This is a genomic window from Actinobacillus porcinus (assembly GCF_901764995.1).
GTDB lineage: Bacteria > Pseudomonadota > Gammaproteobacteria > Enterobacterales > Pasteurellaceae > Exercitatus > Exercitatus porcinus.
Genome location: NZ_CABFKI010000004.1, coordinates 86,854 through 98,605 on the forward strand (window position 1 = coordinate 86,854; position 11,752 = coordinate 98,605).

10 protein-coding genes are annotated in these 11,752 nt (G+C 41.4%); 9 read left to right on the forward strand and 1 reads right to left on the reverse strand.

Annotated elements, in window-relative coordinates:
* From E7T07_RS04075 to gyrA, 6 genes are all read left to right on the forward strand, one after another.
* The gene (locus E7T07_RS04075) at positions 1-768 is read left to right on the forward strand and encodes a hypothetical protein (protein WP_135709647.1); all 768 of its coding nucleotides are present in this window, start codon (positions 1-3) and stop codon (positions 766-768) included.
* Positions 769-1,069: 301 nt separating this feature from the next.
* The gene (locus tag E7T07_RS04080; protein ID WP_135709648.1) at positions 1,070-1,309 is read left to right on the forward strand and encodes a hypothetical protein; all 240 of its coding nucleotides are present in this window, start codon (positions 1,070-1,072) and stop codon (positions 1,307-1,309) included.
* Positions 1,310-1,382: 73 nt separating this feature from the next.
* Positions 1,383-2,009, forward strand: coding sequence for a lipoprotein insertase outer membrane protein LolB (lolB, locus tag E7T07_RS04085; RefSeq protein WP_135709649.1), 627 nt, complete (start codon positions 1,383-1,385; stop codon positions 2,007-2,009).
* Entirely contained in the window at positions 2,009-2,914 is a 906-nt protein-coding gene (gene ispE, locus E7T07_RS04090; protein WP_135709650.1) for a 4-(cytidine 5'-diphospho)-2-C-methyl-D-erythritol kinase, read from the forward strand. Before lolB ends, ispE begins: the two co-directional genes overlap by 1 nt.
* 25 nt (positions 2,915-2,939) lie before the next feature.
* The gene (locus E7T07_RS04095) at positions 2,940-3,887 is read left to right on the forward strand and encodes a ribose-phosphate pyrophosphokinase (RefSeq protein WP_135709651.1); all 948 of its coding nucleotides are present in this window, start codon (positions 2,940-2,942) and stop codon (positions 3,885-3,887) included.
* A gap of 160 nt (positions 3,888-4,047) precedes the next feature.
* Positions 4,048-6,693, forward strand: a complete 2,646-nt coding sequence (gene gyrA / locus E7T07_RS04100; RefSeq protein ID WP_135709652.1) for a DNA topoisomerase (ATP-hydrolyzing) subunit A — start codon at positions 4,048-4,050, stop codon at positions 6,691-6,693.
* A 58-nt stretch (positions 6,694-6,751) separates the two neighbouring features.
* On the opposite strand, the gene E7T07_RS04105 is transcribed toward gyrA, so the two are convergent.
* Positions 6,752-8,161 carry a YcjX family GTP-binding protein gene (locus tag E7T07_RS04105; protein WP_135709653.1) on the reverse strand — a complete coding sequence of 470 codons (1,410 nt, stop codon included), beginning with the start codon at positions 8,159-8,161 and terminating at the stop codon, positions 6,752-6,754.
* 66 nt (positions 8,162-8,227) lie between these two features.
* Between E7T07_RS04105 and E7T07_RS04110 the strand changes: the two genes are divergently transcribed.
* Genes E7T07_RS04110 through E7T07_RS04120 form a run of 3 tightly spaced genes read left to right on the forward strand, consistent with a single transcriptional unit; the run spans position 8,228 to position 11,752 of the window.
* Positions 8,228-9,910, forward strand: coding sequence for an ABC transporter substrate-binding protein (locus E7T07_RS04110; protein WP_135709654.1), 1,683 nt, complete (start codon positions 8,228-8,230; stop codon positions 9,908-9,910).
* Positions 9,910-10,875 (forward strand): ABC transporter permease, encoded by a 966-nt coding sequence (locus tag E7T07_RS04115; RefSeq protein ID WP_135709655.1) that lies wholly within the window; start codon positions 9,910-9,912, stop codon positions 10,873-10,875. Before E7T07_RS04110 ends, E7T07_RS04115 begins: the two co-directional genes overlap by 1 nt.
* Positions 10,865-11,752, forward strand: a complete 888-nt coding sequence (locus tag E7T07_RS04120) for an ABC transporter permease subunit (RefSeq protein WP_135709656.1) — start codon at positions 10,865-10,867, stop codon at positions 11,750-11,752. The genes E7T07_RS04115 and E7T07_RS04120 overlap by 11 nt, the downstream gene beginning before the upstream one ends.

Genomic DNA, 11,752 nt, shown 5'->3' on the forward strand with positions numbered 1-11,752 from the left:
ATGGATAGAATTAATAGCGCCATTCAATATTCAGGCAAAGATATTTTAAATAATGCAAGCATTGTGGTTCGTAAACCTTATGCTGGGTTGGCGGAAGAAATGACCTATACCCTTTTTGAACGTCTGCGTGCAGGTATTGATTTACCCGCAATCTTTGGCGCATCAAACGCAAGCAGAGATCAAGTAGCTATTTGGGATAAGTTAAATAGCTACAATGCTCAAAATGCCGAAACTCACGTGTCATTAGATCATGTTGCGCATAGTTTAGGAGCTGCCAGCACCAAAAATGCCATGAACTGGGCGAAATCGCAAGGAATGGATTTAGATAATACCATCTTGAAAAGTTATGTCGCAGGTACGTCTTATCCCATTACAAATGGCACGATTTTAGGCTCATTAACGTTTGGATTATTGGATCAAGGTTATACGGAAAAAGCAGCAAGTTTATTCAAATCAGGTAGCATAGAATATTCAGTAGCACCAAGAGATGGTGTTGCCACAGGTGTTGGTTTGCCATGGCAAATTGGGTCATTGAGTTTTGGTATTGGAAATACAGACACAACAGGAAGTAATGATGTCGGAATACCGTTGTGGGGGATGATTATGGGGGATCATACTAGGGCTTATTATCGAGATAGTTCGGTAATTAGATTTCTCACTAACAATGAGCAAAACCTTGCAGACGAGATAAAAGAGTATCAAAAGAAAACTTGGGGAAAAATTGGACCTGAAACAAAAGTTGTTAACTTTAATGATGGAGATAAGTAATGAAAAAGTGCATTTTATTATTTCCACTATTATTAGTTGGATGCTATTTGGCTAATGGAGCTCCTTTATCTACAAATTATTGGGTAAAACAAGGTGAAATAATCACGAGTAATGAGCAAACATTTTGTCATAAAAAAATTTATGGATCATTCAATCACAGATTTAATTATTTAGATAATCTATTTTGGAATGATAAACTATTCTCTATAGAGTATGAAGAATATTCACAGTATCTTCGTATAGCAAAGCCAATGATTAGTAAATGCTATTTTGATCTAGGCTAACGGTCTTAACACCGCAAGTGTGTCTTGTAGCGCGCAACCTAGATGTTACCCCACAAGGGGCGTTAATTTCGGCACGCGAGATTGTCGGCAATCTCAACGGTGATATTCAAAATAGCGGCACCATTGCAGGGCAAAATCTCACCGCACTTTCCGCGAAAAATATCCAAAACCATGGCATCGTATTAGGCAAGACAATATGGATATTTGTTGAAATCATTGTGGAAAAGAAATATACAATCACAACAAGCAGTTACTAAATTATCCACTGCAACTTTGACTAACCAAACAGAAAAACGTAAAATACGCGCGTTTTTTATAGAGCGACTGAATATGAAACTCCAGCAACTATTTCCTATTTTATTCTCAGCGTTGATCATCACGGGCTGTGCTTTAGATATTGATGATAACCGCCCTACTGAAGTCAAAACCATTGCAAAATCTGACCGCACTTGGCAACAACATTTAGCAAAAATTAAAAATATCCAACACTACTCTGCTACGGGGCAGCTGGGCTATATTAGTTCAACCGAACGCTTTTCCAGCCGTTTTGAATGGCAATATCAAAATGCTCAAAACTACACCTTAAAGCTCTACTCTACGCTCAGTTCAAGCAGTCTCGTGTTACAAATGCACAATGCGGGTATGACGATTTCTGACAATAAAGGCAATCAACGGTCAGAACGTGATGCAAAAGGATTAATTCGTGAAATTGTAGGAATGGATGTTCCCCTTGAGCAGCTTGCGACTTGGTTGAAAGGTCAACCTGATGAACGCGCTGATTATCAAGTGGGTGAAAATCATTATTTAGCCAATTTCAGTTATCCTGTTGATGGTGTAATTTGGACGGCTGATTATTTGGTTTATCACCAAGAAAAAGCCCCTGCTTTGCCTAAAGATATTTTGTTAAAAAATGCGGAGCAAACCTTAAAAATTCGTGTGGATAATTGGGTATTTTAATGAAAACACATCACTTTTTAACCGCACTTTCAGAGAAACATGATTTCAAATCAGGAAATGCTTGGCGTTTCCCAAGCCCTGCGAAGCTGAACTTATTTTTATATATCAATAATAAACGTGCTGACGGTTATCACGAACTGCAGACGTTATTTCAATTTTTAGATTATGGCGATTGGCTGGAAATCAGCTTACGCAATGACGCTGAAATTTGCTTAACCCCTGAAATTCCCCATTTAAAACCTGAAGATAATCTGATTTATCGTGCGGCAAAATTGCTGCAACAAAAAACAGGTTGTTCGCTAGGAGCAAATATTCATTTGGATAAAGTGTTGCCCATGGGGGGCGGTGTAGGCGGTGGTTCATCGAATGCGGCGACAACACTTGTGGCGTTGAATTATTTATGGCAAACCCAATTGTCTTTAGATGAACTCGCGCAATTAGGGGTGACGCTTGGGGCGGATGTGCCGATCTTTGTCCATGGAAAAGCAGCCATTGCAGAAGGGGTAGGTGAAATTTTCCACGATTGTGAACCTGAAGAAAAATGGTTTGTGGTGTTAAAACCTGAAACCTCTATTTCTACAGCGGTGGTTTTTTCACACCCTGATTTACCCCGTCACACGCCAAAAAGAACTGTTGAACAACTCTTAACTGATGATTTTGCAAACGATTGCGAAAAAGTTGTAAGAAATTGCTATCCTATGGTTGAAGAAACCCTAGGCTGGTTGCTAAAATATGCGCCGTCAAGATTAACAGGGACAGGTGCTTGTGTCTTTGCAGAATTCAATGATGAACAATCTGCACGCAGAGTATTTGAGAAAAAACCTGAGTATTTAACAGGTTTTATCGCAAAAGGCTGTAATCGCTCGCCATTACATCAATGGCTTGAAAAAATTTCTTTTCTTTAAAAACAAACCTTGAGGTTAAACCACCATGCCTGACATTAAACTTTTCGCTGGTAATGCAACGCCAGAGTTAGCAAAACGCATTTCAGAACGCCTATATATTTCTTTAGGTGACGCTACCGTAGGTCGTTTTAGCGATGGCGAAATCCAAGTACAAATCAATGAGAACGTACGTGGTAGCGATGTGTTTATTATTCAATCCACTTGCGCACCAACCAACGATAACTTAATGGAACTTATTGTTATGGTTGATGCATTACGCCGTGCTTCCGCCGGGCGTATCACTGCCGTTATTCCTTATTTTGGTTATGCTCGCCAAGATCGCCGTGTGCGTTCAGCGCGTGTGCCAATCACGGCAAAAGTTGTTGCTGACTTCCTATCTAGTGTAGGGGTTGACCGTGTGTTAACTTGTGACTTACACGCTGAACAAATTCAAGGTTTCTTTGATGTACCTGTAGATAACGTATTCGGTACGCCGGTATTAATCCACGATATTTTGAAAAAAACCGATTTAGAAAACCCAATGGTGGTTTCACCGGATATCGGTGGTGTAGTTCGTGCACGTGCGGTCGCGAAATTATTAAACGATACGGATATGGCAATTATCGACAAACGCCGTCCAAAAGCTAATGTGTCTCAAGTGATGCATATTATTGGTGATGTGAAAGATCGTGATTGTATCTTGGTTGATGATATGATCGACACCGGCGGTACCTTATGCAAAGCGGCAGAAGCACTGAAAGAACGTGGTGCAAAACGTGTCTTTGCTTATGCCACACACGCGGTTTTCTCTGGCTCAGCGGCGCAAAACCTTGCCAGCCCGGCATTAGATGAAATCGTTGTCACCGATACCATCCCGTTAACAGACGAAATCAAAGCCTTAGGTAAAGTGCGCGTATTAACGCTTTCAGGTATGTTATCTGAAGCTATTCGCCGTATCAGCAACGAAGAATCTATTTCAGCGATGTTCAATTAATTTGTAATTTGACATTTACGGGCGGAAGTGATTTCCGCCCTTTGTCTTCTCTAAATATCCCCAAAATCAACCGCACTTTTTCCCCTATTTTTTCGCAAAAATGCCCTATTCTGTGCTATAATTCGCTCAATTTTTTCATCTCAGAATTAGGAAAATTTCAATGTCTGAATTAAGTCAAGATATCACGCCGGTTAGTATCGAAGATGAACTGAAATCTTCGTATCTCGACTATGCGATGTCAGTAATCGTTGGGCGTGCGTTGCCTGATGTACGTGACGGTTTGAAACCTGTTCACCGCCGTGTACTTTTCTCTATGGATCAAAGTGGTAATACTCATAATAAAGCCTATGTAAAATCCGCTCGTGTGGTCGGGGATGTTATCGGTAAATATCACCCACATGGTGATAGTGCGGTATATGACACCATTGTACGTATGGCGCAACCCTTCTCGTTGCGTTATATGCTGGTGGATGGTCAAGGTAACTTTGGTTCCATTGATGGCGATGCCCCAGCGGCAATGCGTTATACCGAAGTACGTATGCAAAAAATCACACAGGAATTATTGACGGATTTAGATAAAGAAACCGTAGATTTCTCGCCTAACTATGATGGCAAGGAAATGATTCCTGACGTGTTACCGACCAAAATTCCTGCCTTGTTAGTCAATGGTTCATCAGGTATTGCCGTGGGTATGGCAACCAACATTCCACCACACAATCTTGGTGAAGTAATGGACGGTTGTTTGGCTTATATCGACAACGAAGATATTAGCATTGATGAATTAATGCAATATATTCCGGGCCCTGACTTCCCGACTGCGGCACAAATCAACGGTCGCCGTGGGATTGAAGAAGCCTATCGTACTGGACGCGGAAAGGTGTACGTGCGCGCGAAAGCGGAAGTGGTCACCAATGACAAAGGACGCGAACAAATTATTGTGACCGAAATTCCTTACCAAGTGAATAAAGCGAAATTGGTGGAAAAAATCGGTGAGCTCATTCGTGAGAAAAAAATTGAAGGCATTTCGGGTATTTTAGATTTATCGAATAAAGAAGGTATCCGTCTTGAAATCGATATTAAACGCGATGCCGTGGGTGAAGTGGTTTTAAATCATCTCTACTCGTTGACGCAAATGCAGGTGACGTTCGGGATCAATATGGTGGCACTTGACCACGGTCAGCCGAAATTATTTAACCTAAAACAAATTATTGAAGCCTTTGTGAAACACCGCCGTGAAGTGGTGACACGCCGTACAGTTTATGAATTACGTAAAGCGCGCGAACGTGCACATATTTTGGAAGGTTTAGCCATTGCTTTGGCCAATATCGATCCTGTGATTGATTTGATTCGCGCATCCAAAACGGCGGAAGAAGCACGCGAAGGGTTATTAGCACGTTCTTGGGCTTTAGGCAACGTTGCGCCAATGCTTGAAGCGGCAGGGGTTGACGCGTCTCGCCCTGATGATTTGCCTGAAGAATGTGGTGTGCGTGATGGTCAATATTACCTTTCTGACGCACAAGCTCGCGCTATTCTTGAATTACGTTTACACCGTTTAACCGGTTTAGAACACGAAAAAATCGTGGATGAATACAAAGAAATTTTAGTCGAAATCGGCGAATTACTTCATATTCTCACCAGTGCAGAACGCTTACGCGAAGTCATCCGCGAAGAATTAGAATTAGTGAAAACCAATTTTAATGATGCACGCCGTACAGAAATCACCGCGGCATCAAGCGACATTAATTTAGAAGACTTAATCGCACAAGAAGATGTGGTGGTTACCCTTTCACACGAAGGTTATGTGAAATATCAACCGCTTACGGATTACGAAGCACAACGCCGTGGTGGTAAAGGTAAATCGGCGACTAAGATGAAAGAAGATGATTTCATTGAACGTCTTTTAGTGGCAAATACCCACGATACTATCCTTTGTTTCTCTAGCCGTGGTCGTTTGTATTGGCTGAAAGTCTATCAATTACCTGAAGCAAGTCGTGGCTCGCGCGGTCGCCCTATTGTGAACATTCTTCCATTGGAAGAAAATGAACGTATTACCGCGATTTTACCGGTGGCAAGTTACGATGAAGATAAATTTGTCGTGATGGCAACTGCCGGCGGTATTGTGAAGAAAACGGCATTAACAGAATTCAGCCGTCCACGTTCAAACGGGATTATTGCGGTAAATTTACGTGATGAAGATGAATTAATCGGCGTGGATATTACCGATGGTTCAAACGAAATTATGTTGTTCTCTTCGCAAGGTCGCGTAGTCCGTTTTGCAGAAACGGCAGTACGTTCAATGGGGCGTTTAGCTACAGGTGTGCGTGGTATTAAATTAGCCTTAACCAATGAGATGTCTGAGGATGAAAGTGCGGTGGAAATTGAAGAAGTTTCTGACGATAGCGCAGAAGAAATTCTCGATTTAAATATTGATAAAGTCGTCTCTTTGGTGATTCCAAAAAATGATGGTGCGATTTTAACCGCAACTCAAAATGGTTATGGAAAACGCACCGCACTTTCTGAATACCCGACCAAATCCCGTAATACCAAAGGCGTGATCTCAATTAAAGTGAGTGAGCGTAATGGTAAAGTGGTGGCGGCAACCCAAGTGGAAGACAACGACCAAATTATGTTGATCACTGACGCGGGCACACTGGTTCGTACGCGCGTTAATGAAGTCAGCATTGTGGGACGCAACACCCAAGGTGTTCGCTTAATCCGTACTGCGGAAGATGAACATGTGGTGAGTTTAGAGCGTGTTGCAGAGCCTGAAGATGATGAATTTGAAGGTGAAAGTTCAGGAGAATAAGTAACCGTACTTTGGACGTTAAAAGCCACCGCAAGGTGGCTTTGTATTCATCGTTTTGTTATAACAACTTATCCCCAAACAAAAACTGCATCACTGCGTCCATACGTAAATGGGGAATGGGTTCGCCTTGTTCCAACGGTTGGGGTTCAAATTGATCAAATTCAAATCTTCGAGCTTCCCAAAATTCCGCTTTCGGTAATTTGGCAGGAACGGATCCCGGATATAGCGTGACTTTCTGTAAATCTGATGATCGGACACCTTGAATGGCTTTAAAGTTTTCACCATTTTGCGTCACATTCACTTGTTGAGTCGCTCGAATAGCAGCAATCGCGCTGTAATCCAACTCGACTCCCTCAAATTCTACATAGCGTCCACCCTCTTGCACTAACTGACGCATGAGACTCGTCAGGTTCGGTAATTGATCACTGGTGATATGATCTGCTTTAGTGGCAATAAACATCAATTTATCAATGCGAGATGAAAATAAGCGATTGAGCAAATTTCGTTTGCCATAATGGAAATTACTGAATAATTGATTCAACGCTTGTTGCATATCTTCAAAAGCTTGGCGGCTATGATTCAGTGGGGTTAAACAATCCGCCAAAATCACTTGACGATCAAAATGAACAAAATAGTTTTCATAAAAGGATTTGACAATATGCTTGCGGTAGTAACGATAGCGTTCGTTAAGCATCGCAAAGTAGCTATTGGATTTGGCGGTTTTGTGTAAATGTTGCCATTCACTTTCATTTAACCAAAGTAACGGAAAGAATTGCACGGCAGGCGAGCCGGCTAATTCCGCAGGTAAAACAAAACGCCCCGGTTGAATAAAATGTAATCCTTCTGCTTTGCAATGGTGCAAATATTCTGTGTAATCTTTGGCAAGATCCGCTAAAACATCTTCATTTGCCACCGCACTTAAATCCAATTTTTGCGCTTTTTCGAGCCATTTTTGGGCTAATTCAGCGCGTTTCCCCTGATGTAAGCCTTGTAAATGCAATGACCATTTCTGATAATTTTGTTCCAGCAAGGGTAAATCCAATAACCATTCCCCAGGATAATCAAATATATCTACATATAACGTGCTGTGTTCATTGAGCCAACTCATTAAACCCTGTTGGCGTTGATAACGAATAGCCAGTCGTGTTTCACTGACACCATGGGTGGACGGCGGAAAGTGCGGTGGATGTTGCATTAATTCGGCAAGATTGCCTTCATAATCAAAACGTGGGATACGCAAATCTTGTTGCGGAACGCGTTTCACAGCAAGAATACGTCCATTTCGCGCGGGCTCAAATAAAGGAATGTGATGATTATCTGTTTGATTAATATTCAATAACTGATTGATTAAACTGGTAATAAAGGCTGTTTTTCCACTACGACTTAACCCTGTCACCGCAATGCGTAAACTGCGATCGAAAGTGCGGTCGAAAACCTGCGTCATTTCTTTTTGAATTCGGTTGAACATTTTTATTTTTAATCTATGCCTAAATCCTTTAAAATTGGCACTAATTTATCATATAAATCTGAAAATATGCTTAAAATTTTAACCGCACTTTCTGTTATTTTAGCCAGCACCACTGTTTTTGCTTCACCGCGTGTGCCTGATGAAGTAAAAAATAATGGTTTGGTTTATTGCACGCATGCTACGGGTTTTTCTTTCAATCCACAAACAGCGGATGCAGGAACCAGTATGAATGTTGTCACAGAACAGATTTATAACAAGCTCTTTGAATTAAAAACGAACAGCTCGCAAGTTGAGCCGTCTTTGGCACAATCTTATGAATTGAGTTCAGACGGCAAAGTGCTCACCATTCATTTACGCAAAGGCGTTAAGTTTCATCATACCCCTTGGTTTGTTCCTACGCGTGACTTTAATTCTGATGATGTGGTTTTTTCCTTAAATCGTGTGCTGGGGCATAATACGTCATTGCCTGAATTTAGTTCTGAGCCTACCGAAAGCGTTAACCGTCAATACCAAATTTTCTATGGTTTAGCCAAAAAAACACGTTTCCCTTATTTTGAAAGCATTAAGCTTAACCAAAAAATTGAACGCGTAGAAAGTGCCGGGCCTTATACGGTAAAGATCTTTTTGGTGAAACCTGATGCCTCGATTCTTTCTCATCTTGCCAGCCAATACGCGATTATTTTCTCTCACGAATACGCATTACAATTAAATGCCGATGATAATCTTGTACAACTTGATACCTTGCCCGTAGGCACCGGGGCTTATCAGCTTAAGGATTATTTCCGTAGCCAATATGTCCGTTTAGTCCGCCACCCGAATTATTGGAAAACGAAAGCTAAATTAGAAAATATTGTCATCGATCTCTCTACGGATAAAACGGGGCGTTTGGCTAAATTCTTAAATAATGAATGTCAACTTGCCGCCTTTCCTGAAGCGAGCCAACTGGGTTTGCTCAAAGAACAGGGCGAACGCTTTCAAACCCATGTGGTTGAAGGGATGAATTTGTCTTTTTTAGCCTTTAATTTTTTACGCCCAACGATACAAGATGTGGACATTCGCCGAGCTATTGCGCAAGCCATTAATCGCCAGCGTATGATTAAGCATATTTACTATGATACCGCAACAGTAGCCAATAATATCATTCCGGCGGTCTCTTGGGCGGCAAGTCATGAACAAGCAAACTTTGAGTACGATTACAATCCTGAGCAAGCGAAACGTCTCTTACAAAACAAAGGGTTGTCTTTGGATATGTGGGTGCTGAAAGATGAACTTATCTATAACCCATCACCGATAAAAATGGCGGAAATGATTAAATTTGACTTAGCGCAAGTGGGGGTTAAGGTAAATGTGAGAGTCGTCTCGCGTAACTTTTTACTGCAAAATTTGCACGATAAAACGGAAGACTACGATATGATTTTATCGGGCTGGCTGGCAAGCAGTTTAGATCCCGATACGTTTATGCGTCCTATTTTAAGTTGTAGTACGGTACATGAAATTACCAATTTATCAAACTGGTGTTCGCCCCATTTTGATGAATTACTCGACAAAGGACTCGAAACCAACGCACCGAATTTGCGGGCGATTGATTATCATTTGGCGCAAAAAGAAATTTTAAGTCAACTGCCCATTTTACCTATTGCCAATGTAAAACGTGTGCTGATTAGTGATACGAACGTGCAAGGCGTAGAAATGACGGCTTTTGGTAATGTGCATTTTGAAAAACTCAGTTTCAAACAGGAGCGAAAATAATGTTATTTACGCTATTTCGCCGTATTCTGCTGATTCTTGTCAGTCTACTGTTGCTCAGCATTGTTAGTTTTGCCATTTTTATGCGCGATCCTGCGAATCAAGTGTTTTCCGGACCGCACTTTTATTCCGGTTATGCCGATTATGTTCGCAGTTTGTTGCATGGCGATCTAGGGATTACTTATAACGGCGGCGATCAACTGTTATCCGTCATTCTAACCGTATTGCCGCCAACCTTAGAGCTTTGCTTTATGGCAACCTTATTAGGACTACTCTTCGGTATTCCATTAGGCTTTTTGGGTGCATTTTACCGCAATCGCCCTTGCGGAAAAGCCATTAATGCCCTGTCGTCTCTCGGTATGTCTCTGCCGATTTTCTGGATTGCCCCTATTCTACTTTATTTTGCGGCAGTTTATCGCTGGGAAATTTCCGCTGTTGGGCAAGTTAATTTGCTGTATAATATTAAACCTATTACTGGTTTCGCCGCGATCGATGTATGGTTTATAGATGTCCCTTATCGTACAAAAGTTGTTCAAAATATTTTGCAGCATCTTGCTTTGCCTACGTTAGTGCTTATGATTACACCGATTATGGAAATCACTAAAATTATCCAACAGCGTGCAGAATGGGTGATGTCACAAAATTATGTCAAACTGCCTATTGCAAGAGGCTGGAGTGCATTTAAAGTTTTACGCTATTACTTATTACGTAATACACTGCCTTTGTTAATTCCACAGCTTCCCCGTTTAATCACTTTCATTTTGGCTCAATGCATGCTTATTGAAGGCACTTTTGCGTGGCCGGGAATCGGGCGTTGGCTGATCGACGCTGCTACACATCAAGACTATAATGCCATTGCTGCCGGTGTTATTATTATTGGCTTGTTTATTATGATTATTAATTTTCTTGCAGAACTTTTTATGCTGCTTTTAGATCCACTAAATAAGAAAGGTTGGTATGCTCGATAAAGAACCCCAAGAATTCCGAACTAGCAATGCCTTTATCGAGGTTTGGCATATATTTCGGCGCGATCGTATCGCGCTATTCAGCTTTTATGCCCTTATTTTGCTAATATTAACCGCACTTTTTGGATCATCTATCGCGCCATATCCTAGCGATATGATTTTTATCGGTAAAGAATTAATGCCTCCCTCTTGGAATGATAGAGGGGAAGTCGCCTATTTCTTTGGCACAGATGATATAGGACGCGATCTCTTTAGTCGCTTAATTAACGGTACCACTTACACGCTGGGCGCCGCCGGTATTATTGTTATTTTTACTGCCATTATTGGTGGTTTTCTCGGCATTGTCGCGGGGATGTCAAAGGGGATTAAATCACAGATTTTAGGTCATTTCCTTGATGCCTTTTTATCTATTCCCATTCTGTTGATTTCCATTGTCATTGCAACGCTCATGGAACCCAGTTTATCCAATGCCATGCTCGCTATTTTGCTGGCATTATTACCGCACTTTATCCATGAAATTTATCAGGCAATCCAAAAAGAATGGCAAAAAGATTATGTTCTTATTCAACGCTTAGATGGCGCATCCAACTTGACCTTACTGAAAGACACGATTTTGCCCAATATATTGGCATTGTATATTAAAGAGATTACGCGAGCGTTTACCGTGGCCATTTTAGAAATTAGTGCATTAAGTTTTATTTCCCTTGGTGCACAACGTCCAACCCCTGAGTGGGGCGCGATGATTCGCGATAGTTTAGAATTAATTTATCTCGCCCCTTGGACGGTGATTTTACCCGGCGTTGCCATCATGGGCAGTTTACTTATCGTTATTGTCTTTGGAAATGGGCTAACTAAGGCCATCGATAAATATTATGAATAG

Coding starts and splice junctions, on each gene's coding strand:
- E7T07_RS04075 (WP_135709647.1), top strand. CDS start 1: ATGGATAGAATTAATAGCGCCATTCAATATTCAGGCAAAGATATTTTA.
- lolB (WP_135709649.1), top strand. CDS start 1,383: ATGAAACTCCAGCAACTATTTCCTATTTTATTCTCAGCGTTGATCATC.
- ispE (WP_135709650.1), top strand. CDS start 2,009: ATGAAAACACATCACTTTTTAACCGCACTTTCAGAGAAACATGATTTC.
- E7T07_RS04095 (WP_135709651.1), top strand. CDS start 2,940: ATGCCTGACATTAAACTTTTCGCTGGTAATGCAACGCCAGAGTTAGCA.
- gyrA (WP_135709652.1), top strand. CDS start 4,048: ATGTCTGAATTAAGTCAAGATATCACGCCGGTTAGTATCGAAGATGAA.
- E7T07_RS04105 (WP_135709653.1), bottom strand. CDS start 8,161: ATGTTCAACCGAATTCAAAAAGAAATGACGCAGGTTTTCGACCGCACT.
- E7T07_RS04110 (WP_135709654.1), top strand. CDS start 8,228: ATGCTTAAAATTTTAACCGCACTTTCTGTTATTTTAGCCAGCACCACT.
- E7T07_RS04115 (WP_135709655.1), top strand. CDS start 9,910: ATGTTATTTACGCTATTTCGCCGTATTCTGCTGATTCTTGTCAGTCTA.
- E7T07_RS04120 (WP_135709656.1), top strand. CDS start 10,865: ATGCTCGATAAAGAACCCCAAGAATTCCGAACTAGCAATGCCTTTATC.